Source organism: Polaribacter sp. WD7 (assembly GCF_003335085.1).
In the GTDB taxonomy this organism is placed as follows: Bacteria; Bacteroidota; Bacteroidia; order Flavobacteriales; family Flavobacteriaceae; genus Polaribacter.
The window spans coordinates 780,184-806,264 of record NZ_QPEJ01000018.1 but is presented as its reverse complement, the minus strand read 5'-3'; the positions used below and the strand labels follow the sequence as shown (position 1 = coordinate 806,264).

General features: G+C 32.1%; 18 protein-coding genes. 10 read left to right on the top strand and 8 right to left on the bottom strand.

The window, feature by feature from the left end; all coding sequences use genetic code 11:
• Positions 1-224 precede the first annotated feature (224 nt).
• From trpD to DUT90_RS12780, 7 genes are all read right to left on the bottom strand, one after another.
• Positions 225-1,217 carry an anthranilate phosphoribosyltransferase gene (gene trpD / locus DUT90_RS12810; RefSeq protein ID WP_114427569.1) on the bottom strand — a complete coding sequence of 331 codons (993 nt, stop codon included), beginning with the start codon at positions 1,215-1,217 and terminating at the stop codon, positions 225-227.
• Positions 1,217-1,792: an aminodeoxychorismate/anthranilate synthase component II gene (locus DUT90_RS12805; protein ID WP_114427568.1), complete on the bottom strand. Its 576-nt coding sequence runs from the start codon at positions 1,790-1,792 to the stop codon at positions 1,217-1,219. Before DUT90_RS12805 ends, trpD begins: the two co-directional genes overlap by 1 nt.
• An 86-nt stretch (positions 1,793-1,878) precedes the next feature.
• On the bottom strand, positions 1,879-3,270 hold the full coding sequence (locus tag DUT90_RS12800; RefSeq protein WP_114427567.1) for an anthranilate synthase component I family protein: 1,392 nt from the start codon (positions 3,268-3,270) through the stop codon (positions 1,879-1,881).
• Positions 3,271-3,455: 185 nt separating this feature from the next.
• A complete protein-coding gene (locus DUT90_RS12795; protein ID WP_114427566.1) occupies positions 3,456-5,924 on the bottom strand; it encodes a glycoside hydrolase family 9 protein in 2,469 nt (822 codons plus the stop codon).
• Between the two features lie 57 nt (positions 5,925-5,981).
• A complete protein-coding gene (gene gatB/aspS, locus DUT90_RS12790) occupies positions 5,982-9,320 on the bottom strand; it encodes a bifunctional amidotransferase subunit GatB/aspartate--tRNA ligase AspS (RefSeq protein WP_114427565.1) in 3,339 nt (1,112 codons plus the stop codon).
• Entirely contained in the window at positions 9,320-10,717 is a 1,398-nt protein-coding gene (locus DUT90_RS12785) for an amidase family protein (RefSeq protein ID WP_114427564.1), read from the bottom strand. Before DUT90_RS12785 ends, gatB/aspS begins: the two co-directional genes overlap by 1 nt.
• 52 nt (positions 10,718-10,769) lie before the next feature.
• Positions 10,770-11,027 carry a hypothetical protein gene (locus DUT90_RS12780; RefSeq protein WP_309477136.1) on the bottom strand — a complete coding sequence of 86 codons (258 nt, stop codon included), beginning with the start codon at positions 11,025-11,027 and terminating at the stop codon, positions 10,770-10,772.
• Between the two features lie 643 nt (positions 11,028-11,670).
• On the opposite strand from DUT90_RS12780, the gene gyrB reads away from it, so the two are divergent.
• The 7 genes from gyrB to obgE all read left to right on the top strand — a co-directional run bounded on the left by gyrB (position 11,671) and on the right by obgE (position 22,001).
• Positions 11,671-13,608, top strand: coding sequence for a DNA topoisomerase (ATP-hydrolyzing) subunit B (gyrB, locus tag DUT90_RS12775; RefSeq protein WP_114427563.1), 1,938 nt, complete (start codon positions 11,671-11,673; stop codon positions 13,606-13,608).
• A 113-nt stretch (positions 13,609-13,721) separates the two neighbouring features.
• Positions 13,722-14,759 (top strand): DUF6588 family protein, encoded by a 1,038-nt coding sequence (locus DUT90_RS12770; protein WP_114427562.1) that lies wholly within the window; start codon positions 13,722-13,724, stop codon positions 14,757-14,759.
• A gap of 133 nt (positions 14,760-14,892) precedes the next feature.
• Complete coding sequence (gene mdh, locus DUT90_RS12765) at positions 14,893-15,819, top strand: malate dehydrogenase (RefSeq protein WP_114427561.1); 927 nt, start codon at positions 14,893-14,895, stop codon at positions 15,817-15,819.
• A gap of 71 nt (positions 15,820-15,890) precedes the next feature.
• On the top strand, positions 15,891-16,487 hold the full coding sequence (locus DUT90_RS12760) for a hypothetical protein (protein WP_114427560.1): 597 nt from the start codon (positions 15,891-15,893) through the stop codon (positions 16,485-16,487).
• A gap of 152 nt (positions 16,488-16,639) precedes the next feature.
• Entirely contained in the window at positions 16,640-19,615 is a 2,976-nt protein-coding gene (secDF, locus tag DUT90_RS12755; protein WP_114427559.1) for a protein translocase subunit SecDF, read from the top strand.
• 115 nt (positions 19,616-19,730) lie between these two features.
• Positions 19,731-20,849, top strand: a complete 1,119-nt coding sequence (locus DUT90_RS12750; protein ID WP_114427558.1) for an adenylate kinase — start codon at positions 19,731-19,733, stop codon at positions 20,847-20,849.
• Between the two features lie 162 nt (positions 20,850-21,011).
• Positions 21,012-22,001 carry a GTPase ObgE gene (obgE, locus tag DUT90_RS12745; RefSeq protein ID WP_114427557.1) on the top strand — a complete coding sequence of 330 codons (990 nt, stop codon included), beginning with the start codon at positions 21,012-21,014 and terminating at the stop codon, positions 21,999-22,001.
• 1 nt (position 22,002) lies between these two features.
• Here obgE and DUT90_RS12740 read toward each other — a convergent pair whose 3' ends face one another.
• On the bottom strand, positions 22,003-22,479 hold the full coding sequence (locus DUT90_RS12740) for a hypothetical protein (RefSeq protein ID WP_114427556.1): 477 nt from the start codon (positions 22,477-22,479) through the stop codon (positions 22,003-22,005).
• Between the two features lie 97 nt (positions 22,480-22,576).
• On the opposite strand from DUT90_RS12740, the gene DUT90_RS12735 reads away from it, so the two are divergent.
• The 3 genes from DUT90_RS12735 (at position 22,577) to DUT90_RS12725 (ending at position 26,075) form a co-directional block, all read left to right on the top strand.
• Positions 22,577-23,077, top strand: a complete 501-nt coding sequence (locus tag DUT90_RS12735; protein ID WP_114427555.1) for a DUF456 domain-containing protein — start codon at positions 22,577-22,579, stop codon at positions 23,075-23,077.
• A 255-nt stretch (positions 23,078-23,332) separates the two neighbouring features.
• The gene (gene lysS, locus DUT90_RS12730; RefSeq protein ID WP_114427554.1) at positions 23,333-25,030 is read left to right on the top strand and encodes a lysine--tRNA ligase; all 1,698 of its coding nucleotides are present in this window, start codon (positions 23,333-23,335) and stop codon (positions 25,028-25,030) included.
• A 127-nt stretch (positions 25,031-25,157) separates the two neighbouring features.
• Positions 25,158-26,075 carry a glutaminase gene (locus DUT90_RS12725; protein WP_114427553.1) on the top strand — a complete coding sequence of 306 codons (918 nt, stop codon included), beginning with the start codon at positions 25,158-25,160 and terminating at the stop codon, positions 26,073-26,075.
• The last annotated feature ends 6 nt before the right edge of the window (positions 26,076-26,081 follow it).

Genomic DNA, 26,081 nt, shown 5'->3' with positions numbered 1-26,081 from the left:
TAACGTGAAATTTTTCGACTTCATTCCATTTTGCTCAAAATGACATTAATTCTTAATTGTTTAGTTTCTTATTTCTGTATCTCAAAAAAAAGTACACAATAACTCCCACAATCAAACCAATAATCGTTTGTTTAAAAAGATCTTTTGTTTGAATTCCTACAGCAGTTCCCATCAATAAAAATGCTGGAATTATTAGAATTAAATTGTTTTTCTTTTTTGTCATTTTATATGCTTACTAATTTACCTAATGTGTTTTTGGCTTTCATTCCAAAAAGTGATTCTTTAGCTTCTTCAAAAGCCGATTCAAAACTCTTAGTCTCATCAACTATTTTTAAAGCAAAAGCAGCATTTGTTAGTACTACATTATTCTGTGCTTCTGTACCTTTTCCTTCTAAAATCGTTTTGAATATTTTTGCTGCATCAGCAACATTTTCTCCTCCAAAAATATCAGATTGTTGCACTTTTTTCAATCCTAAATCTTCTGGATTGAATAACTGTTCTCCTTGTTTGGTAAAGATTTTAAATCCGCTTGTTAACGAAATTTCATCATATCCATCTAAAGCGTGGATGATTCCGTAATTGATATCTTTTTCTTCTTGTAAAATATAATTATACAAACGTGCTACTTCTAGATTAAAAGTACCCAACATATGGTTTTTTGGTGAACTCGGATTTACCAAAGGCCCTAACATGTTAAAAAAGGTTTTTAACTGTAAAGCCTTTCTTGTTGGTCCAACAGCTTTCATTGCTGGATGAAATTTAGGTGCGTGTAAAAAACAAATATTGGCTTTCTCTAAATGTTCTTTTAAAATGCTTTCATCATTTGTAAATTCATATCCAAAACTTTCTAACATATCTGAAGACCCCGATTGCGAAGACACAGAATAGTTGCCATGTTTTGCTACTTTTTGTCCAGTGCCTGCTACAATAAAAGAAGTTAATGTTGATATGTTAAACGTATCTTTTCCATCACCACCAGTACCTACAATATCAATGGTATTATAATCTGAAAAATCTACTTTTATTGCCAATTCTTTTAGTGCATTTCTAAAACCAGAAAGTTCATCAGCTGTGATTGGACGCATCATAAAAACCGTCATAAAAGACGCTAAATGTGCATCATTGTATTTCTCAGCGGCAATGTCAATTAATATTTGTTTTGCTTCTGATTTTGACAGTCTTTCATGATTGTATAATCTGTTTAAAATTGCTTTCATTACGAATTTGCATTGATAAAATTAGTAACCAATTGCTCTCCAACATCTGTTAAAATAGATTCTGGATGAAACTGAACCGCAGAAATTGGAAATATTTTATGTTCTATTGCTTGAATTCCTCCATCTTCATCTCTTGCAGTAACTTGAATTTCTTCTGGAAATCCTTCATCTGTTGCTGCCCAAGAATGATAACGTGCTGCCATAAAAGTTTTTGGAACATCTTTAAAAATAGTAGCTGATGTGTCAGTTATCCTCATTTCTGTAGCAACTCCGTGAAAAACATCGTCTAGATTGATGATTGTTCCTCCAAAAACTTCTGTAATTGCTTGTAAACCCAAGCATACTCCAAAAATTGGTTTTTTACCTGCATAGGTTTTAATTACCTCTTTTAAGATTCCTGCTTCATCTGGAATTCCAGGTCCAGGAGACAACATAATGATGTCGTAATTTCCTACATCTGCAATACTAATTTCATCGTTTCTAAAAACTGCAGGGAAATTTCCTGTAATTTTTTCTACCATGTGTACCAAATTATAGGTAAACGAATCGTAATTGTCTATTATTAATATTTTCATATTTCTCAACTTTGCGTTAAGGATTAAAACGGCATCCTTTTTTTTTTTTCGGAAAAAAGATATAGTGGAAAGCCTGTTAAAACGCCCTAAATATTTTCCGCTAAAATCAACGCTTTTTTTAACGCTGCTAACTTATTATTTACTTCTTGTAATTCTTTTTCTTCGTTAGAATGAATAACGATTCCTGCTCCTGCTTGATAATATAACGTCTTGTTTTTACTCACAAAACTTCTAATGGCAATTGCCAAATTTACAGAACCATCTAATCCAATTATACCAACTGCACCACCATAAAATCCGCGAGATTGATTTTCATACGTGTCAATCAATTCCATTGCTTTGTATTTTGGTGCTCCACTTAACGTTCCTGCAGGAAAAGTGTCACCCACGATTTCTATAGGATTTCCTTTTAACTGACCAGAAACTGTAGATACCAAATGAATAACATGGCTAAAATACTGCACTTCCTTAAACACCTCAACATCCACATTGTCAGCGTGTTTACTTAAATCATTTCGTGCTAAATCTACCAACATTACATGTTCTGCTGTTTCTTTTTTATCTGCAGATAATTTTTTACCCAATTGGATATCTTTAGCCATATCACTCGTTCTTCTGAATGTTCCAGCTATAGGATTGATAGTCGCTTTTCCCGCCGATATTTTAATTTGTGCTTCTGGTGAAGACCCCATCAACTTAAAAGAACCGTAATCAAAAAAGAACAAATATGGTGATGGATTTATAGAACGCAAAGCTCTATACACATTAAACTCATCACCTTTAAATTTTTGTTGAAACTGACGCGATAACACCAACTGAAAAACATCTCCACGTTTACAATGCGATTTTGCTTTTCTAACATATTCAATAAATTCTTCTCCTTTTACATTCGAAGTCTCATCGCCAACTATTTCAAATTTTTGTGTATTGAATGCTTGTGCATCAATAATTGTTTGAATTTCCTTAATTCTAGATTCAGTTCCTTCTTCAATATTTTCTATCAACGTCATTTCATCATTAAAATGATTGATAGCAATAATAAATCTGTAAAAACTGTATTGCATTAACGGAATTGCAGACGGCGCTTCAGCTACATTTAAGTTGATGTTCTCAAAATACTGCACAGAATCATATGTTGTATAACCATACAAACCGTTAAACGATTTTAATTCTGAAGGACAATCTAAATCAATTGTATTGCTATATTTTTCGAAAATTGCATTGAAGTTTCTACCAATTTCTATATTTTCTAGCTCAATTCCTTTATGTGAAAAACTTAAATGATGGTTTTCTGCTTTTATAGAAACTATTGGATCTATAGCAATAAAAGAAAAACTTTCTTCTTTGCTATGATAATCTGAACTTTCTAAAAGCAATGTGTTTGCATATTTATCTCTAAAACGCAAATACAAACCTACTGGCGTAATTGTATCTGCTATTTTAGTTTTAAATAGTGTTTTAAATTTTATTTTATTCATTTCGTATAATTGAAAAAAGGCTTATCGTGAGATAAGCCTTTTTTATATATTGTTTACATATAGGTTTAGTTCTCACTTATTAGATAAGAGAGTTCCACCACCATATATTGTTTACCTTACTTTTCATTTTAGATTACAAATTTAGAAACCAAATTTAACTTGACCAAGTTTTATTAGACTAAATTTTAATTTTTAATTACTTTTTTTGTAATTATTTTATCTTGTTTTTTTATTTTAACTATATATACCCCCGTTTGTAAGTCACTAAAATCTAGCGTAATGTTTCGCTCTATTGCTTTGGTTTTAAAAACTTGTTTCCCCGCAATACTATAAATAGAAATTTCTTGAACATCTTGGTTTGTTAAGTTTATGTGTAACAAATTACTGACAGGATTTGGGTATAGTTGAATTTGATCTTGAAAAGAATTATTTTCTGAGACTGATAATGCTACTCCGCTATTTTGATAAAATCTTAATGCATTGGTAACGTAAGCTAGAGGTGCATTCCAATTAATTGTTACTTCGTTTGTAGAGTAGGAACACCAAGTGTCTGAAAATGATCTAGCAGCAGCATTGCTAGGATATGTAGTGCATTTGTCTTGTTGTCCTGGTTGTGGACCTCCTGCTAACATACCTGGTATAGGTGCTGCAATACCATCTGCATCAGAAATTCTGTGATGAGGCCTAATTGGTGTTTTATCTCCAAAACCAGATACAAAAGAAAAACCTGTACCATTTCTACCTAAAAGATAATCCATTGTTTTATATGCTGCTTTTAAGTAGGTTTCTTCTTTTGAAATTTCATAAGCTCTTATTAGGTACATCATTTGATTTGCTGCAACACTATTACTACCCCAAACATAATCACTATTTGCCATTCCTATTTCCATTGGGGATGTATTTACTTTTGCGCGAATTTCATTTGCCTTTTCTAGTACTTTAGATTGAGCTATAGTAACATTTATATCTGCAGAAAGTTGTGCCGAATGATGATTCATAGAAAACAAAGCTAACCCGCCAACACTATGCCAACTAGGAACACCATTATTGATATTGTTAATATTGATGTCATTTTTAAATTGTGCTTCTTTAGTTGTAATAAATAATTCTGTTGCAGCCCATTGGAATTCGTCTGTTACGTTTCTATCTCCATACTCTCCAGTTCTAACTCCTGTAGGGTTAGTAAAATAATTTGTAGGGTTAGCTTTTGCCCAAGCGTAGGCTTCTTTAGCAGCTTCTTGTAAGGCTGTACTATAACCTGGTTTTTGAACTTCATATTGTTTAAAAATCCTTGAAGCCATTGCTGTAACTGCTGCAAAATTTAGCGCTGCTGATGTACTTTTACGTACCACATAGCGTGTTGCTGTATACCTATTTGGCATTATTCTCCCTGCAAAATTTAACCCAGTTAGTTTATGGTATACACCTCCATCATTTGGATCTTGCATAGCCAACATCCAATCTAAATTCCAAATAATTTCATCTAAAATATCTGGTAAATTGTTTCCTGATTCTGGAATATTCAGATTTTTAGAGGCGTAATAAGACGTGTAATGCTCAAATGCGGCTAATAATGTATAGGTAGAAATTCCGCTATTTACTATGTACTTATTATAATCACCAGCATCAAACCATCCTTTTGGAGCAGAAATTATTGTACCTGTAGGTCTTGCTGTTGAAGCTGCAGATGAGTGCACTCTTACCTGAGTATCTGGTAAGCCTGATGTTCTTGCCCAAATACCACCATATTGTGCCGTAATAGCTGTACTTGCCCTATTGTAATAAAAGTATTTTAATGCAGCTAAAGACAAATCATCATAAACATCATTGCCTATTGTAAAGGTTTGTTTTTTATCGTTAACCTCTATAGTATACTCTCCTGCTGTTTCAATTTCTGAGAAATCTATGATTGATGCGTATTCTTGTGCATCTCCCCAAAAATTAGGGTTAGGTGTTTGTCCAGTTTTAACTGTAACACCACTTTTATTTTTTATACTGTAGGTTAAAGGTAAAAAATTAACTGGTGATGTAATACTAATTGTTTTTGCTCTACCTATTAAGTAACCAACTTGATTGTATCTAATTTGAAAATTAGTTGTTTCTTGCTGATCTGAAGATTCTACATACCCAAAACTTATCCAGTCTAACTCGATAGTTCCATTATACTTACCTATTCCTGGATTTGCATAAATTGAGATGGTTTTAATATTTGTAGCATCTACAGCACAGGGTCCTAACTTACAAGGACCACCAAAGGCACCATCAAAAAGTTTATCTGTAAAATCAAATTCATAAGTAACGAATTCTCCACTTAATCTTGCTGATATTGGATTTTGATTGGTTAAATACCCTGTATCGTCTCTTAAATCGACTCTCATCTCTACACTAGGTGATGATTTAGCCCTAATAAACAATTTAGGACTTTCAGAAAGGTCTATTCCATTATTTACGTTATACGATATAGAACTCCACAATCCCCCATTACCATTTCCTATAATCTGCAGAGTACCATTAGAAATAGCACTTGAAAAACCAGTTGGTGTACTTATGCTATTAACATTAGAGTCATTAAAATCTTCTACAAAAATGGGGGTTTGAGAAAATGTGTTTATTACTAAAAATAAAAAAACACTTACAATCTTCAATTTGTACATAATTAATAATTTTTCAACCTATAAATTTAATTAAAAAAAACGATATCATTTTTAACCTTAATTTCTGATAATTTTCACATTCATTTCTTCAACTTTTTTATCTGGCAAAATAGAAGGAGCATTAAATAATAGATCTTCTGAAGTACCTGTTTTAGGAAAAGCCATTACTTCTCTAATAGATACTTTTTTTTCTAAAATCATCATCAATCTATCTACCCCCCAAGCAATTCCTCCATGAGGTGGTGCTCCATATTGAAAGGCTTTATGCATAGTACCCACACTTTTAATCATTTCTTCTTTATTATACCCCATGTTTTTGTAGGTAGCTTCTAAGATTTCTGATTTGTGAGCACGAACAGAACCTCCCCCAATTTCATAGCCGTTTAAGATTAAATCGTATTGCTGAGCAATAATGGTTCCTATTTCATCATTATTTCCAGTCATGTGTTTTTCTAGGTCATAGATAGCCGGCATAGAAAAAGGGTTGTGTGTAAACGTCCATCTACCTTCATCTGTTTTTTCAAACATTGGAAAATCTACTACCCAAGCTGGTCTCAATTCTTTAGGGTTTATCAACTTTAACATACGCCCCATTTCTTGTCGAACAGCATCTAAGGCTTTGTTAGCAGTTGCATAATCTGCAGCAGAAAAGAATACAATATCACCAACTTTTGCATTGGTTTCTTTGATAATGTTAGCCGCAATTTCTTCTCCTAAAAACTTAATAATTGGTGATTGTAAATCGTTTTCATTTACGATAATGTATGCCAAACCACCTAACCCATTTTGTTGAGCAATTGCAGTTAAGTTTTCTATTTGACCTTTAGACATACGTTTGTTTCCTTGCTCTTTGGCAGTAACTTTGATGCATTTTACAATTCCGCCCTCATCTATTGGTTTGCTAAATACCTGAAAAGTGGTGTCTTTTACAATATTAGTAATGTCTTGCATTTCTAAACCAAAACGTAAATCTGGTCTATCACATCCATACTTATCCATAGCCTCTTTATAGGTTATGGTTACAAAAGGATGTAAAATCCATTTTTTACCGTAGATTTTTTTTACTACTTCATTAAACATTTTAGTGTTTAAGTCTATGATTTGTTGCATACTTGCGTATGCCATTTCAATATCTAACTGTGTAAATTCTGGCTGTCTATCACCTCTAGAATCCTCATCTCTAAAACAACGTGCTATTTGAAAATATTTTTCATAGCCGCTTACCATTAACATTTGTTTAAATTGCTGCGGCGCTTGCGGTAACGTGTAAAAAGAACCTGCTTCTTTACGAGTAGGCACAATAAACTCTCTTGCTCCTTCATCTGTGCCAGCTGTTAAAATTGGCGTTTCAATTTCTAAAAACTCTTCTTCATCTAAAATATCACGCAATAATTTAATTACTTTGTGCCTGTTTACAATTGCTCTACGAACATCATCATTTCTATGATCTAAAAATTTATACTGAAAACGTGTTGTTTCATTCGTTTTCATTGCTCTTTTAATTTCAAAAGGCAATGTTTTAGAAAGGTTTAAAATTTCTAATTCAGCAGTTTCTAATTCAATTTTACCTGTTCTTAAACCAGCATTATAATCATCTTCTTTCCGCTGAACAACAATTCCTTTTACGGTAATTACAGTTTCTGGTTTTAATTTTACCAATTCGTCTAAATTGGGGAAAGATTCTCTACTTAAACGTACCTGAAGTATTTCGTTATTAGAACCTCTTAAATCAATAAACATCAATTCTCCATGATCACGAACACTAGCTACCCAACCCGATAAAAGTACTTCTTCATTAATTGTATTTTCTGATAGCTGTGCTATTTTATGTGTTCTATATTCATCTTTAATAACAATAGGAATCTCCGGTAATTCTTCTTGTTGGTTATTTGTTGTTGATGATTGGTTATTGGTAGACGTTTTTTTACTTTCAATTTCTAAATTCTTGCTTCCAACTTTATCAACAGAAACTTGTTTCAGAATTTCTTCACGAATTACTTTCCCTGAAGCTCCTTTACCAATAATTTTGATGATTTTACCTACTAAAATACCTGATTTTCCTTGATTACCATTTTTAATGTCATTTGCAATTGCTTCATTTTCTACAATTACTTTTGCAACAGCATTTTTAATGGTATCTTCAGAAATGGTATTTTCATCAAAGTATTTTTTATAATCAAAAGTGCTGTCTTTTAAATAATTGGAGATTCCGTTCTGAACCAAAACAGATGTAATTTTATCTTGTTTAAATAATTGAAAAATTTCACTGAGTTTAGCTACATCATGAATATTTACATACTCATCTGCAGCAATATTATTTACCAAGGCTTTTGCTACAAAAGAAGGGTCTTTAATTTGATTATTTAGTGCTATAAAGGTTTCCGAACGCAAAGAATCTGCTGTAAAAAACTTTGCATCTTGAGGTAAAACCCCACCTTTTATCAAAATTGATTCTACTGCAAAAGGCAAAGAGCTAATATCTACATCTATACTTTCTACAACATTTTTAATAGCCACAAAAGGAATATCTGGTTCAGAAATAAATCTGTAATCCGCTTCAAATTCCTTTTTACGCATTGTTTTGGTCTGCTTTAAATCTGCATCAAACAACACTGTAGTTTGGTCTGGTCTAAACTCTTTATGCTCTATAAAATAATTTAATTGCTTTTCTATTTCTTCCTTTAAAGCATCTACCATAAACTTAAAAGAATTTAAGTTTTTGATCTCTGTTCTTGGGTTTAATGCATCACTATTTATTTTTCTTAAAGAAACAGATACATCACTTTTAAACTCCCCTTTTTCTAAGTTTGCTTCAGATATTTTTAAATTCTGCACAATTCTTTGTATATATTGCGCATAGATGGAAGCATCTTCTATATGCCTGATACACGGTTCTGTCACAATTTCTATTAACGGAACTCCTGCCTTATTAAAATCTACCAAAGAAATGTTTTTCTCATGCATTAATTTAGCAGCATCTTCCTCTATATGAACTTGAGTTAGATTTACTGTAAATTGAGACCCATCATTTCTAAAACAAGACACTTGACCATCTGGAATTACAGGATTATGAAACTGTGTAATTTGAATATTCTTAGGATTATCTGGATATTCATAATGTTTTCTATCCCAAGAAATAACCTCGTTTTCAAAAGTAGATTGTACTGCTTTTCCAAAATAAATAGCTTTTTTTATAGCCTCTTTATTTACAGCAGGTAACACGCCCATTTGCCCTGTGCACACAGAACAAATATTAGTGTTAGCTTCTTCAGCTTCTTGATTGGCACAAGAACAAAATAATTTAGATTTTGTATTTAACCGAACATGTGTTTCTAAACCAATAACTAATTCTAATTCATGCTTTTTTAAAAGCTCATTTAATTGTGCTAACTCCATTATAAAATATCGTTTAAAAAGTTTGCGAATTGCAAAACCAATTCATCATTCTTTTTGGCTGCTGTAATTTGAATTCCTGTTGCTGTTCCTTTTGGCGTTGTTAACGTTGGTAATTGACCTAAACTAAAACCAACAGTATACGCATCTGACAAATACATTGCCAAAGGATCTTTTAAGCTATCTCCAATTTTAGGTGGATTATTGGGAGTTACAGGTGACAAAATAAGATCAACCTTTTTAAAATCTTTCTCAAAATTAGCAGCAATTTGATCTCTCAAATTCAACCCTTTTAAATAAATTTCATCAGAAAAACCTTGAGACAAGACTTGATTACCTCCCACAATTCTGCGTTTCGTTTCTTCAGAAAAATTTTCTGAACGTGTAATAGAATACGTATCTTTTAAATTTTTACCTTCAATTCTGTTGCCATAGTTAGTACCATCTAACCTGGACAAATTAGAGGCGGTTTCTGCCATAGCCAAAGTATAATAAGTAGAAACTAAAGTGTCAGATTCAAAGAAATCCAATTCTTTTACAGCAATTCCTTTTGATTTTATTGTATCTATTGTTCTTAAAAAACTTTGTTTTATTTCTGATGAAATGGCTTCACTTTCTATAAAGTTTTTAAAATATCCTACCGTTTTAATTTCATCAGTAAGTAAAACTACATCTTTAGAAATACTTTCTGATTGATATGTAGTTTGGTCTTTTACATCCTTCGCACTCATTGCGTTTAAAACAATTCTGATATCTTCTAATGATTTTGCAATTGGACCAACACAATCTGTAGAAGATGCGTAGGCCATTAATCCGAAGCGAGAGATTCTACCATAAGTTGGTTTTAAACCATATACATTGTTATAACCAGCTGGTTGCCTAATAGAACCCCCTGTATCTCCTCCAATAGAAAAAATTGTATACTCTTTTGCTACATTTACAGCAGAACCTCCACTTGAACCTCCACCAACTAACGTTGGATTTACAGCATTTTTTACAGCACCAAAAATGGTGTTTTCTGATGATGAACCGTGGCCAAAACTATCGCAATTTTCTTTTACTAAAGGAATTGCACCTGCATCCAATAATTTTTGAATAGCTGTTGCTGTGTATGATGATTTATAATTTTTTAATAAATCTGAACTAGCGGTTGTGTACGTTCCTTGTACCATATACACATCTTTAATTCCAAAGGGAATTCCTTCTAGCAACCCAATTTCTTTTCCGTCTGCTATTTTAGCATCTACTTTTTTTGCTAAATCTATAGCTAAGGTATCTAAAAGCGAATTAACAGTGTTGTGGGTATTTAATTTTAATAAATCCAACTTTTCTTGCACCAACTCTAAACAAGTAACCTCTTTGTTTTTTAGCTTATTGTGGATTTCTCTGATTTTACTCATATCTATTGTTTTTTAGCTTAATCGCCTGTTTTACAAACAATCAAAAACTAATTTATTCTTCTATAACTTTAGCAACTACCAGATAACCATTTTTCTTTTTTGGAAAGTTCTCGATAATGATTTCTTTCTCAATAGTTGAGCTATCTAAAACAACATCTTCTCGCAAATCATCTAAAGACACTGCATTCTTAAATTTATTTTCTGAATCTATGTTATTTACATTAGCACTTTTAATTGCATCAAACAATTTGCTAACCGCCTCTGATTCTTTAGCTCCTTTAATACTCGACAAAATGTCGACTGTCATCATTTTACCCATTGTTACTCATTTAGCTTCAAAAAAAAACCTTCCAAAATTTGGAAGGTTTTATCTATATGTAAACAATAACCTTCCTTACCTATAAATTAGGATTATTGAAATTATTATTGTTATTATTACGATTCATATATATAATTCGTCGCCAAATATAGAGTAAATAAATAGACTAAACACTATTTTTTAAAATATCCAAATTTTATTACGAATATGATAAATTTATGATTCTTAATTTATTAGTTTTTAAAATTCTACACATTTAATAGCGTCTCTTTACTTTTCTTTTAAAAAATATCACCCTAAGTTATTTCTCTTTTATAAATTAAGTTTGAACATCTGATGATTTTTCCGTTTTCAATTAAAAATTAACCTTTATTGAATTATTTGCAAACAATTTCTAAAAACCCAAACTGCATTATAAAAGCTACAATCGATTATCTCATTTTTAAATAAAAAAAATTATTTATAAGCTCTAGAAATCAAATTTAAGATACCTTACAGGCTATTTAAGACATTTTTAGATTTATCAACAATTTTTATTTTTATCAACATAAAACTGTAAAAAGCCATGTATTTGATTATATTTGGTAGGTTGTATTTTATACAATTATCAATCAAAATATAATTTAAATATAGAATGAGCGAAGAAAAAAAACATAGTTATGACGCCTCCAGTATTCAGGCATTAGAAGGAATGGAGCATGTTAGAATGCGTCCATCAATGTATATTGGAGATGTTGGGGTTAGAGGTTTACACCACCTGGTATATGAAGTTGTAGACAATTCTATTGATGAAGCTTTAGCTGGTCATTGTGATACCATAGAAGTAACTATTAATGAAGACAACTCTATTACTACCAAAGATAATGGACGTGGAATTCCTGTTGGTATTCACCAAAAAGAAGGCGTTTCTGCACTACAAGTAGTAATGACTAAAATTGGTGCAGGGGGTAAATTTGACAAAGATTCTTATAAAGTTTCTGGTGGTTTACATGGTGTTGGTGTAAGTTGTGTTAACGCACTTTCAGACCACTTAACTGCTACTGTGCATAAAGAAGGTAAAATTTGGCAACAAGAGTACGAAAGAGGTAAAACGCTATATCCTGTCAAAACAATAGGAGAAACCGATTTTACAGGAACTATTGTCACTTTTTTACCAGATAAATCTATCTTTCAGCAAACTACAGAGTATAATTATGATACTCTTGCCACTAGAATGCGTGAATTATCTTACCTAAACAAAGGTATTACCATTACTTTAACAGACAAGAGAACAACCGACGATGAAGGTAACTTTATTTCAGAAGTTTTTCATTCTACAGAAGGATTATCTGAATTTGTAAAGTACCTTGACTCTACAAGAGAGCAATTAACCGCTGGTGTAATTGCTATGGAAGGTGAAAAAAACGACATTCCTGTTGAAGTTGCTATGGTGTACAACACCTCTTATTCAGAAAATTTACATTCTTATGTAAATAACATAAATACACATGAAGGAGGTACGCATTTATCTGGTTTTAGACGCGGACTTACAAGTACTTTAAAAAAGTATGCCGATGAATCTGGTTTGCTTAAAAACGTAAAATTTGAAATTGCGGGTGATGATTTTAGAGAAGGTTTAACAGCTATTGTTTCTGTAAAAGTTCAAGAACCTCAATTTGAAGGACAAACCAAAACTAAATTAGGAAACAGAGAGGTAAGTGCTGCAGTTTCTCAGGCAGTATCTGAAATGTTGACTGATTATTTAGAGGAAAACCCTAATGATGCTAAAACCATTGTTCAAAAAGTAATTTTAGCAGCGCAGGCACGTCACGCAGCTCGTAAAGCTCGTGAAATGGTACAACGTAAAACAGTAATGAGTATAGGTGGTTTACCTGGTAAATTATCTGACTGCTCTGAGACTGACCCTGCGCAATGTGAAATCTTCTTGGTTGAGGGAGATTCTGCAGGCGGAACAGCCAAACAAGGTAGAGACCGTAACTTTCAGGCAATTTTACCACTCCGTGGAAAAATATTAAATGTTGAAAAAGCAATGCAACATAAAGTTTTTGAAAATGAAGAAATCAAAAACATGTTTACAGCATTAGGCGTTTCTATTGGTACAGAAGAAGACCCAAGGGCGCTAAACTTATCTAAAGTTCGCTACCATAAAGTAGTTATTATGTGTGATGCCGATGTAGATGGTTCTCATATTGCTACCTTAATATTAACTTTCTTTTTTAGATATATGAAAGAAATGATTGAGCAAGGTTATATCTATATTGCTACTCCTCCTCTATATTTAGTAAAGAAAGGACAAAAAAGAGAGTATGCATGGGATGACAACCAACGTGATTTAATTGCTCAAAAAATGGGTGGATCTGTTACCATACAAAGATATAAAGGTTTAGGTGAGATGAATGCAGAACAATTATGGGACACAACCATGAACCCTGAATTTAGAACATTGCGCCAAGTAACCATAGATAGCTTAACAGAAGCAGATAGAGTTTTCTCTATGCTTATGGGAGATGAAGTTCCTCCTCGTAGAGACTTTATTGAACGAAATGCAAAATATGCAAATATAGACGCTTAAAAGGTTTGTTTTATAGTATTTTATACACACTTCTCATAGGAGTGTGTATTTTTTTATATCTTCGTTTTGATTAAACTCAACTTTTAAACAAATATTAACCAAACTCAATTATCATGAAAAAATGTATTGCTTTATTTTTAAGTTTTTTTGCCTTTTCATTACACACTAAAGCGCAAGAAGGTTTTGAAAACATACTACTAGCAGATCCCTCTGATTCCAAAAAACTTTTACAAGCTTATTTTGCTCCAGGAATGGAAGGTTTTATCAACGCTATGAATAGCGGATGGTACCATACCGCAAAAGTGCATAAACCTTTTGGTTTTGACATCTCTATTGGAGCTAGCGGTGCTGCTATTCCTTCAGATAGAGATTCTTTTGATATAGCTGCTCTTGGACTTGTTTCTGTATCATCAACCTCTACAACATCACCTACTTTTTCAGGTTCAGATAACGGTGCACAATTTAGAGTTCAAAGAAACATCAGAGGAGAAAATGTAACCGCAGACTTTACCGCACCTGGAGGCGTTAATTTACCTGCAAACCTAGTTCCTGCTCCCGCTGTACAGTTAAATGTTGGTTTACCTGGTAAATTTGAAGTGATGGCTAGATTTATTCCAGATATTAGTTTTGGAGACGATCAAGACGAAAGTTCGTTAAACATGTTTGGTATTGGATTAAAAAAAGAGATTACAAATTGGTTTGGACCATTAGACAAAACTCCTTTACACGTTTCACTTTTAGCAGCATATACAAGTATGACTGTTAGCTACGGTATTGCAGATATTACTACAGGACCTATTAGAACTCAAGCTGCATTAGCAGAATTTGACTTATCTGCATTTACTGTGCAAGCAATAGCTTCTTTAAATTTTCCAATCATCAATATATATGGAGGTTTTGGTTACAACTCTGGTAACTCTTCCTATAATATGACAGGAAGATATACTGGTGTTTTTGACACAGGTTTTCCTGCTCCTAATGACACTGTAGAAGAAACACTTATTGTTCCTTCTGATTTGGATTTTGAATCTAACGGAGTAGCTGCTACTATTGGTGCTCGTCTAAGTTTAGGTTTTTTCAAAATTTACGGTAGTTATTCTCTTCAAGAGTACAATACAGCAAACTTAGGCGTTGCTATCAGTATTCGCTAAAAATAAAAAATTCAACAAAAAAAAGGCATCTCGTTTAGATGCATTTTTTTATGATATATATCACATTTAACTATTTTTTATATCGTATTTTTACGCCATAAATTTATCATAAAAACTTAAAAAATAAATCATTATGAAAGTTACAGTTGTTGGTGCTGGTGCAGTTGGTGCAAGTTGTGCAGAATACATAGCTATTAAAAACTTCGCTTCTGAAGTTGTAATACTAGACATTAAAGAAGGTTATGCAGAAGGTAAAGCGATGGATTTAATGCAAACTGCCTCTCTAAACAGTTTTGACACGAAAATTACAGGAAGTACAAATGATTATGCTAAAACGGCTAATTCTGATGTTTGTGTTATTACTTCTGGTATTCCAAGAAAACCAGGTATGACTCGTGAAGAATTAATAGGTATTAACGCAGGTATTGTAAAATCTGTTTCTGCTAGCTTAATAGAACACTCTCCAAATACAATCATCATTGTAGTTTCAAATCCTATGGATACAATGACGTATTTAGTACACAAAACAACTGGTTTACCCAAAAATAGAATTATTGGAATGGGTGGTGCTTTAGATTCTGCTCGTTTTAAATATAGATTAGCAGAAGCTTTAGGTGCTCCTATTTCTGATGTAGACGGTATGGTTATTGGCGGTCATTCAGACAAAGGTATGGTTCCTTTAACACGTTTGGCTACAAGAAATTCTGTACCCGTTTCAGAATTTATTTCTGATGAGAGATTAAATCAAGTTAAAGAAGATACTAAAGTTGGTGGCGCAACCTTAACAAAATTATTAGGTACTTCTGCATGGTATGCTCCTGGAGCAGCTGTATCTGGAATGGTACAGGCAATTGCTTGCGATACTAAAAAAATATTTCCATGTTCTGCTTTACTAGATGGAGAATACGGGTTATCTGATTTATGTATTGGTGTACCTGTTGTATTAGGAAAAGATGGTATTGAAAGCATTGTAGAAATTGATTTGAATGATGCTGAAAAAGAGCATATACAAGAATCTGCGGCTGGAGTTTCTAAAACCAACGGTTTACTAGAACTTTAAGATATACCTACAACATAATAAGATTGCTTTTTACTTAGGTAGAAAGCAATCTTTTTTTATATATTTGACGCATGCGCACAAGGTGGTACATTTGTACTTTATTTTTAATATTTGCTGTTTTTGGAGCTTTACAAAAACAAACTTCTCTTCCTAATCAAGAGATTGCTTTACAGTTTGCTAACTCGTCTGTAAAGCAACAAGATATTAATAGTACTATTGCTAAGGTTAAAGAAAAACTACTAACATCTGGTGTTCAGAACATTACCATTCAAAAAATAAACAACAACACCTTAAAAATTTCTTATCATAGTGTTACAGATATCAACACTATCAAGAAAGCACTAAATGAACACGATTTAGTTGTTGATAAAAATCCGTCTGACAAAGACAAACAAAGTTCATTTACCTACAGTATAGATGTTTACGAGTTACATGATAATTCTAACACATCTAAGCCTAATGAAAATTATATCTTAGAAGTAAAATTTGGTACAGACCGCTCCCTAACTTCTTACGCTTCTGTTTTTCTAAGAAATTCTGAAATTCAAAATGCAAATCAACTTTTTAGAACAAAATATAAAAGTAATACAAGTAAGGCTTTAGCACAAGATCAATCTTCTCATACCAAACCAGAAGTTAGAGCTGGCCCCAGCAACAGTTCATTATAAACATGTTATTTTACAACAGGTTTAAGCCAATGTAAACTATTGGTTCTCAAACGTATTCTTTCAAAAACAATCAAAATAAAATAATTGTCAAATTATACGAGAAGTTATACATTTGCTCGTTTTAAAAATTTGACTTAAAAAAACATATTAAAATGCAAAATAAAGGACTTATAAAATTATTTGCAATCCTTTTTGGGTTGGTAAGTTTATACCAGTTATCATTCACATTTTTAGCTAATAAAGTGGAGGACGATGCAAAGGTATATGCTGAAACCAAAGGTGCAAATGAAGACGCAAGACAAAAAGCTACTTTAGAAAGAAAGTATCTAGATAGTGTTGCAAACAAAGACATTATTAACTTAGGTATTACTAAATATAGTTATAATGATGTAAAAGACAAAGAAATGAATCTTGGTCTTGACTTAAAAGGAGGTATCAATGCTATTTTACAAGTATCTGTAAAAGAGGTCTTAAAAAGTTTGGCTAACGACTCTAAAAATGAAGTTTTTAATCAAGCTTTAAATGCAGCTGATACTAGACAAAAAAACAGTAACGCTACCTATTTAGACTTATTCTTTGAAGAATTTGAAAAGATAGCTGGAGACACCAAATTAAGTGATCCTTCTATTTTTGGAACAAAAGCTTTAAGCGAAAAAATTTCTTTTAATGAAGATAATGCTACAGTAAAAGAAACACTACAAGAAGAAATTAACAGCTCTATTGGTACTGCTTTTGAGGTATTAAGAAGCAGAATAGATAAGTTTGGTGTAACACAACCAAACATTCAAAGAATAGGAAACTCTGGAAGAATTCAAATTGAATTGCCAGGAGCTAAGGATATTGAGCGTGTTACAAAATTAATTACAAGTAAAGCCGAATTACAATTCTGGGAAGTTTATACAAACGCAGAAGTGCAAGGATTCTTCTTTTCTGCTAATGCAAAAGTTGCTGAATTGCTAAAAGATGAAAGCGTTTTAGAAAAAGAAATAGACTCTACGAAGAAAGATGATATTGATGATTTATTAGGAGAATCTAAAGATTCTTTAGATGTTGAAAATCAGAAAAACTTATTCACGTATTTATTTCCAAACGTAGCGCAATCTCAACAACAAATGAGCTCTCTAGTAGCGCAAGCTAGAGTTTTAGATACCGCTACAGTTAATGATTTACTAAGCAAAAAAGAAATAAGAGCGTTATTGCCAAGTGAGTTAAGATACGTTAAATTTTTATGGGATTACAAATCTAACAAAAGTGACGACGGTACAGAAGTTATCGGTTTATACGCTATAAAAGGGAATAGAAAAAATAAAGCGAGTATAGAAGGTGATGTTATTTTGGATGCTGCCCAAGTTTTTGATCAATTAAATAAGCCTGAAGTTTCTATGACTATGAATAGCTCTGGGACCAAACAATGGGCTAAAATGACTACGGATAATGTTGGTAAATTTGTAGCTGTAGTTTTAGATGATTATGTATACACAGCTCCTTCTGTAAATGTACCTATTACTGGAGGTAGAACCTCTATTTCTGGAGGAAGTATGACGATTGCTGAGGCAGAAGATATTGCTACAGTGCTAAAAGCGGGTAAACTACCAGCAGCTGCTAGAATTATTCAGGCAGAAGTTGTTGGGCCTTCTTTAGGTCAAGAATCTATAGACGCTTCTATTCGTTCATTTGGTTTGGCTATTTTATTAGTTTTACTTTGGATGATTTTATATTATGGTAAGGCAGGTTTGTATGCAGATATTGCTTTGATTGTAAACATCTTGTTCATCTTCGGAATTTTAGCTTCTTTTAATGCTGTGTTAACTTTACCTGGTATTGCAGGTATTATCTTAACCATTGGTATGTCTGTAGATGCCAATGTAATTATCTTTGAAAGAATTAAAGAAGGTTTATTTAAAAAGAAAGGTTTAAAGCAATCTGTAGAAGAAGGTTTCTCTGTAAAAGGTGCTTTATCTGCAATTATAGATGCAAACATTACTACCTTATTAACAGGTATTATTTTATATGTTTTTGGTACAGGACCAATTAAAGGTTTTGCCTTAACATTAATGATTGGTATTGCAACATCATTATTTACAGCAGTATTTATTACTCGTTTATTAATTGATAGAGCTACTAAAAAAGAAACAGACTTAACATTTAACACCTCTATTTCTAAAGGATGGTTCCAAAATATTAATGTAGAATTCCTAAAGAAACGTAAAATTGCCTACATCATTTCTGGAGCTATTATTATTGGTGGATTAATTTCAATTTTCTCTATCGGATTAAAACAAGGAGTAGATTTTAAAGGTGGTCGTTCTTATGTTGTTCGTTTTGATCAAGATATGAGCGCTACAGAAGTTGCTGGTACATTAAAAGATGCCTTTGGTACTGCACCAGAAGTAAAAACCTATGGTAGTGCTAATCAATTAAAAATAACTACTGTTTATAAGATTGATGAAGAAGGTCAAGAAGTAGACGATCAAGTACAAAACGCACTTTACAAAGGTTTACAATCTTATTTAGGCGCAACCTCGTATGAAGATTTTAAACCTGGTTTTGAAAAAGAAGGTGCAGGAGTAATGAGCTATATGAAAGTAGAGCCAACTATTGCAGACGATATTAAAACATCTGCGTTATATGCTGTATTTGGTTCTTTATTAGTAGTTTTCTTGTACATCTTATTGCGTTTTAGAAAAGTATCATTCTCTATTGGTGCTGTAATTGCTGTTTTTCATGATGTTCTTATCGTATTAGGGGTATTTTCAATTTTTTATAAAGTAATGCCTTTTGATATGGAAATTGGTCAATCGTTTATTGCTGCAATTTTGACAGTGGTGGGATATTCTCTGAATGATACCGTGGTTATTTTTGATAGAATTAGAGAATTTGCAGGAATTCATACAAAATGGAAATATAGTGAAGTTGTTGACAAAGCCTTAAGTTCTACTTTAGGAAGAACCATCAACACATCTTTAACCACCTTATTAGTAATGTTAGCCATTTTCTTATTTGGTGGAGATTCTATTAAAGGATTTATGTTTGCCTTAATTGTTGGTGTAGCAGTAGGTACCTATTCGTCTCTATTTGTAGCAACTCCTATTATGTTTGACACTACTAAAAAAGAAGAAAAGAACTAATCGTTCTAATTTTAAAATAAATTAGAAACCGTTTTCCTACAAAACTACCAAAGTAAATTCGGTATTAGGAAAACGGTTTTTACATTCAGTATATTGCTAGTATATTTGCAAAACAATGAGCATTATCAAACTTCATGATTTGTACTTTAAACCTTACATTAATAAGGATGAGATTGCTGCTACTGTAAAACATTTAGCAAATCAAGTACAAAGAGAGTTACCACAAGATGAAGTCCCTATTTTTGTAGGAATTTTAAATGGATGCTTTTTATTTGCTGCAGATTTTATTAGAGAATATCATGGAAATTGTGAAGTCTCTTTTGTAAAACTTTCGTCATATAACGGAACATCCTCTACAGAAAACGTAAAACAACTTGTAGGGATTAACGAAGACTTAACAGGTAGAACAGTAATTATATTAGAAGATATTATAGATACCGGAAATACGCTTCAACAAATCTATAATATTTTTAGAAACAAGAATTTAAAACAACTAAAGGTTGCAACGTTATTTTTTAAACCTGACGTATTCAAAAAAGAGTTGCCCATAGATTATATCGGAAAAAGTATTGAAGATAAATTTATTGTAGGTTATGGATTAGATTACAACAGTTTAGGAAGAAACTACTCAACTATATACCAATTAACAACACCACCAAAAATGAAAAACATTGTATTATTTGGCCCTCCAGGAGCAGGTAAAGGAACTCAAGCAGAATTTTTAAAAGAAATGTACAATCTAGTGCATATTTCTACTGGAGATGTATTTCGTTTCAATATTAAAAATGCTACCGATTTAGGATTGTTAGCTAAAAAATATATGGACGAAGGTGATTTGGTTCCTGATGAAGTAACCATTAACATGCTAAAAGCCGAAGTTGAAAAAAACCCAAAAGCAAACGGATTTATTTTTGATGGATTTCCAAGAACACAATCTCAAGCAGAAGCTTTAGATGATTTTTTAGCTGAAAAAGGAGAGCAAATTAACGGAATGGTTGCCTTAGAGGTGCCAGAAGATATCTTGGTTACTCGTCTTTTAGAAAGAGGAAAAACTAGCGGAAGAACGGATGATACCGATGAAGCAAAAATTAGAAATCGTTTTAATGAATACAACACAAAAACAGCCATTTTAAAAGACTATTTTGAAGAACAGAACAAATACTACGGAGTTAATGGTGTAGGTTCTATTGCTGATATTACAAAAAGAATTGCTGAAGTATTTGACAAACTTTAGTTTTTAATTTTCTGCTTATACAGGAATCTTATTTTTAAGAATTTAGAAAATAATTTTATTAGTTCTTTTAAGATAGGAAATGCAACATAAAAAATGACTAAAGATTCAAAATAGCTAATACCATATAAGTGTTAGTTATTTTGAATTTAAATTTTAGAAACTATGACCGAAGGAAATTTTGTTGATTACATAAAAATTTACGCATCTTCTGGTAAAGGCGGACAAGGTTCTGCGCATTTGCACAGAGAAAAGTACATTACAAAAGGTGGTCCTGATGGTGGTGATGGCGGACGCGGAGGACACATCATTTTACGTGGTGATAAAAATATGTGGACTTTATTTCACTTAAAATTTAAACGTCATTTTAGAGCAACTCAAGGTGGTGCAGGTAGCAAAAGTAGAAGTACTGGTCATGATGGTGAAGATGTGTATATAGATGTTCCTCTAGGAACCATCATCAGAGACGCAGATACCGATGAAATTTTGTTTGAGATTACAGAACATGGTAAAGAAATTATCCTTTTAAAAGGAGGCAAAGGCGGACTTGGAAACTGGAATTTTAAATCTTCTACCAATCAAACTCCTAGATACGCCCAACCAGGAATAGACGGTTTAGAAGGCTGGTTTAGAATAGAATTAAAAATACTGGCAGATGTTGGTCTAGTAGGTTTTCCTAATGCCGGTAAATCTACCTTATTATCTGTTTTAACTGCTGCAAAACCTAAAATCGCAGACTACGCTTTTACAACACTAAAACCAAATCTTGGCATTGTAGAATATCGAAATCATCAAACGTTTGTGATGGCAGATATACCCGGAATTATAGAAGGTGCTGCAGAAGGTAAAGGTTTAGGACACCGTTTTTTAAGACATATAGAACGTAATTCTGCTTTATTATTTTTAGTTCCTTCAGATTCTGATGATATTAATAAAGAATACGAAATTTTGGTAAACGAACTCAAGAAACACAATCCAGAATTATTAGACAAAGATCGTGTATTAGCTATCTCTAAGACAGATATGTTAGATGATGAACTTAAGGCAGAAATTAAAGCTGATTTACCTAAAGATGTAGACACTATATTTATTTCTTCTGTTGCACAGCAAGGTCTATTAGAATTGAAAGATAAACTTTGGGCTATGCTGAATTAAACTACTCTCTTAGCTGTATTCTTACTGGTAATTGATACTTTGTTGTGACTGGTATCCCTCTTTTAATTGCAGGATAGATTTTAGGCAAATTTTTAATGCTCACTTTTAACAAACTATCTAATTTAGGGATTTGATTTTTAATGTTTTCAGATGATTCTATAGACTCTAATTGAAACTCGCCTTTAGAATTGATAATTATAGCTACAGTTACAACTGCATTAATAGAATCTTTTGTTGTCAACTTATAATACGCTAATTCCTTGCCAATTTTTTGATGAACGGTAGTTCTAAAACAATTCGCTTTTCTATCTTTATTAATAATCGAATCACAAATTTTAAAAGAAGGATACGTATCTACAGAAGAAAAATCTACTATAGTATCTATAGCTTGCCTGCTTTCTTTTTTTGAAAATGAAAATTTATCACACGAAGTGATAAAAATTAATGCACATAAAAAGAAAAGAATACGTAAGAACATCACTATATTTATTGGGTGAAATTACTAAAATTTAATTTTATAATAATCATTAAAGTGTAACAAAGGAAGAAATATATCGTCTAAAAAATAACGAACTATGGACATATTTTTATTAATTCTTGGCTTTGTATTGGTACTATTGGGTATTGTTGGTTCTTTTTTACCAATTTTACCTGGCCCATTAACAGGTTGGTTGGGTTTATTAGCAATACATTTTACCTCAGTTATTCCTATGAATTGGACTTTTTTAGGAATTACTTTAGCTGTGGCTATTCTTATTTGGATTCTAGATTATCTTATTCCAGCTATTGGCACAAAACGCTTTGGTGGTAGTAAATACGGAGTTTACGGAACAACGATAGGTTTACTTATTGGCTTATTCTCTCCTATTCCTTTTGGTATTCTTATTGGTGCTTTTTTAGGAGCACTTATTGGAGAGTTACTATACGATAGTAAAGATACCAATAGAGCCATTAAAGCTTCTTTTGGAGCTTTTTTAGGGTTTTTAACTTCTGCAACTATTAAGTTTTCAATTGCTGTAGTGTATGTAATCTTATTTGTAATTAAATTTTGGGAAGTAAAAGGAAATTTCTTTTAGAACCAACTTCTGTAAACAAAAAAAGCGTCCCATGTATGGGAAGCTTTCCATTGGTTAACAAAACCACGACACTTTTATGAAAGTGACAAAACAACACAACTGTTTGCTATTTTAACATTAAATAGCGCGCAAATATACAACCATTTCGTAACATCACAATGTTTTATGGTTATTTTATAAATTCTAGCAATTGCGGAATAGTTTTATTGATTGTATCTTTGCCAACTTAATAATCATCAGAAATTTCAGAAAAAAATGCAATTATCAGAACAAGAAGTTGTACGTAGAGAAAAGCTAGCAAAATTAAGAGATTTAGGTATCAATCCTTATCCTGCAGATTTATTTCCAATCAATTCTAATTCAAAGGAAATTAAACAAAACTTTTCTGATGAAAAACAGGTAATTATTGCTGGAAGGTTAATGTCTCGTAGAATTCAAGGAAAAGCTTCTTTTGCAGAATTACAAGATGGCGAAGGTAGAATTCAAGTATACTTTAATAGAGATGAAATTTGTACTGGTGAAGATAAAACCTTGTATAATGATGTCTATAAGAAACTCTTAGATATAGGAGATTTTATAGGAATTGAAGGAACATTATTTACGACAAAAGTAGGCGAAAAAACAGTAATGGTTAAAGATTTTAAATTGCTTTCTAAAGCCTTAAAACCTTTACCTTTACCTAAAGTAGATGCGGAAGGAAATACATATGATGCGTTTAATGATCCAGAAATGCGCTACAGACAACGTTATGCAGATTTGGTAGTAAATTCGCATGTAAAAGAAGTTTTTGTAAAAAGAACTAAGTTATTTAACGCAATGCGTTCTTTTTTTAATAATGCTGGGTATTTTGAGGTAGAAACACCTGTTTTACAACCTATTCCAGGAGGTGCAGCTGCAAGACCGTTTGTTACACATCATAACTCTTTGGATATTCCTTTATATATGAGAATTGCCAATGAGTTGTACTTAAAACGATTAATTGTGGGTGGTTTTGACGGGGTTTATGAATTCTCTAAAAACTTCAGGAATGAAGGGATGGACAGAACTCATAATCCAGAATTTACAGCCATGGAAATCTATGTTTCTTACAAAGACTACAATTGGATGATGGATTTTTGCGAGCAGTTGTTAGAACATTGTGCAATTGCCGTAAACGGAACTTCTGAAGCTACTTTTGGCGAACACAAAATTAATTTTAAAGCACCTTATAAACGCATTACCATGCGCGATTCTATTTTAGAATTTACAGGTTTTGATATTTATAACAAAACTGAAGATGAAATTAGAGCCGCTGCAAAATCGATGCATATAGATGTTGATGAAACTATGGGGAAAGGAAAGTTGATTGATGAAATTTTTGGCGAAAAATGCGAAGGAAACTACATTCAGCCTACATTCATTACAGATTACCCAAAAGAGATGTCTCCCCTTTGTAAAGAGCATAGAGAAAACTCTGAATTAACAGAACGTTTTGAGTTAATGGTTTGCGGTAAAGAAATTGCCAATGCTTATTCTGAATTGAATGACCCTATTGATCAACGTGAACGTTTTGAGCATCAGTTAAAATTAGCTGCCAAAGGCGATGATGAAGCTACTGGATTTATTGACGAAGATTTTTTAAGAGCGTTAGAATATGGCATGCCACCAACCTCAGGAATGGGAATTGGAATGGACAGATTAATTATGTTTTTAACCAATAACCAATCTATACAAGAAGTATTGTTTTTTCCGCAGATGAGACCAGAGAAAAAAGCACCTGCTGTAGAATTAAACGATGATGAAAAAGCAGTTTTAGCAATAATTACCAAAGTTGAAAAGATTGATTTAACAGCATTAAAAACTCAATCTGGTTTATCTAATAAAAAATGGGATAAAACCATAAAAGGCTTAACCAAAAAAGAAGTTGCTAAAGTTTCTAAAACGGACGAGGGTTTGTTTGTAGAAGTATTGTAACAAAAAGAAAAAAAACTTTATAAAGATTACCGTTAAAAAATTTTATAACAAAAGAGGAATTGCACTAATGTAGTTCCTTTTTTATTTCATAATTTTCTAATAGTTTTGAGCATATAAAAAATCATTAATGAAAAATTATCAAGACATCATCAACAATATTTACAAAAAGCTAAAAAACATTGATGACCCCGGAAATGTAGCTGATTACATTCCTGAATTAGGTACTGTTTCTGCTGATAATTTTGGTGTAAATATTACCACAACAGATAGAGCCTCTTACGGAATTGGGGATTACAATAAAAAATTTTCAATACAAAGTATATCTAAAATACTAACCTTAACGTTAGCTTATCAAATTGTTGGAGAAAAATTATGGGAACGTGTAGATGTAGAACCTTCTGGTAATCCATTTAACTCATTACTACAACTAGAAGCAGATTTAGGTAAACCTAGAAACCCATTTATTAATGCTGGTGCTATTGTTGTTTGCGATGTTTTAATCAGTCATCTGAAAAATCCTAAAGAAGATTTTTTAAATTTCTGTAGAGATCTTTGCCATAGCTCAGATTTACAATATTCTGATAAAGTTGCTTTATCAGAAAAGAAAACAGGATATAGAAATACAGCACTATGTAATTTTATCAAATCTTTTGGTAACATTAAAAATAATATAGATGATGTCTTAGATTTTTATTTTTACACTTGTTCTATAGAAATGACTTGCGAAGAACTTTCTAAAGTTTTTCTGTTTTTGGCAGATGAACATTTTTTATGTCAAAAAGGAAATCATATTTTAACCATCAGTCAAGCAAAAAGGGTAAATGCTATTATGCTTACTTGTGGTTTTTATGATGAATCTGGTGAGTTTGCTTTTAGGGTTGGTTTACCCGGAAAAAGTGGTGTTGGTGGTGGTATCATAGCCATTCATCCAGATAATTATGCAATTGCTGTTTGGAGTCCAAAACTTAATAAAAAAGGAAATTCTTATAAAGGCATGCACTTTTTAGAGCAATTTACAACAGATACAGAATCTTCTATTTTTTAGACTTAA

Bases quoted from the DNA above. Each gene is read 5' to 3' on its own strand.
- trpD (WP_114427569.1), bottom strand. From the start codon at position 1,217: ATGAAAGCAATTTTAAACAGATTATACAATCATGAAAGACTGTCAAAA.
- DUT90_RS12805 (WP_114427568.1), bottom strand. From the start codon at position 1,792: ATGAAAATATTAATAATAGACAATTACGATTCGTTTACCTATAATTTG.
- DUT90_RS12800 (WP_114427567.1), bottom strand. From the start codon at position 3,270: ATGAATAAAATAAAATTTAAAACACTATTTAAAACTAAAATAGCAGAT.
- DUT90_RS12795 (WP_114427566.1), bottom strand. From the start codon at position 5,924: ATGTACAAATTGAAGATTGTAAGTGTTTTTTTATTTTTAGTAATAAAC.
- gatB/aspS (WP_114427565.1), bottom strand. From the start codon at position 9,320: ATGGAGTTAGCACAATTAAATGAGCTTTTAAAAAAGCATGAATTAGAA.
- DUT90_RS12785 (WP_114427564.1), bottom strand. From the start codon at position 10,717: ATGAGTAAAATCAGAGAAATCCACAATAAGCTAAAAAACAAAGAGGTT.
- DUT90_RS12780 (WP_309477136.1), bottom strand. From the start codon at position 11,027: ATGATGACAGTCGACATTTTGTCGAGTATTAAAGGAGCTAAAGAATCA.
- gyrB (WP_114427563.1), top strand. From the start codon at position 11,671: ATGAGCGAAGAAAAAAAACATAGTTATGACGCCTCCAGTATTCAGGCA.
- DUT90_RS12770 (WP_114427562.1), top strand. From the start codon at position 13,722: ATGAAAAAATGTATTGCTTTATTTTTAAGTTTTTTTGCCTTTTCATTA.
- mdh (WP_114427561.1), top strand. From the start codon at position 14,893: ATGAAAGTTACAGTTGTTGGTGCTGGTGCAGTTGGTGCAAGTTGTGCA.
- DUT90_RS12760 (WP_114427560.1), top strand. From the start codon at position 15,891: ATGCGCACAAGGTGGTACATTTGTACTTTATTTTTAATATTTGCTGTT.
- secDF (WP_114427559.1), top strand. From the start codon at position 16,640: ATGCAAAATAAAGGACTTATAAAATTATTTGCAATCCTTTTTGGGTTG.
- DUT90_RS12750 (WP_114427558.1), top strand. From the start codon at position 19,731: ATGAGCATTATCAAACTTCATGATTTGTACTTTAAACCTTACATTAAT.
- obgE (WP_114427557.1), top strand. From the start codon at position 21,012: ATGACCGAAGGAAATTTTGTTGATTACATAAAAATTTACGCATCTTCT.
- DUT90_RS12740 (WP_114427556.1), bottom strand. From the start codon at position 22,479: ATGTTCTTACGTATTCTTTTCTTTTTATGTGCATTAATTTTTATCACT.
- DUT90_RS12735 (WP_114427555.1), top strand. From the start codon at position 22,577: ATGGACATATTTTTATTAATTCTTGGCTTTGTATTGGTACTATTGGGT.
- lysS (WP_114427554.1), top strand. From the start codon at position 23,333: ATGCAATTATCAGAACAAGAAGTTGTACGTAGAGAAAAGCTAGCAAAA.
- DUT90_RS12725 (WP_114427553.1), top strand. From the start codon at position 25,158: ATGAAAAATTATCAAGACATCATCAACAATATTTACAAAAAGCTAAAA.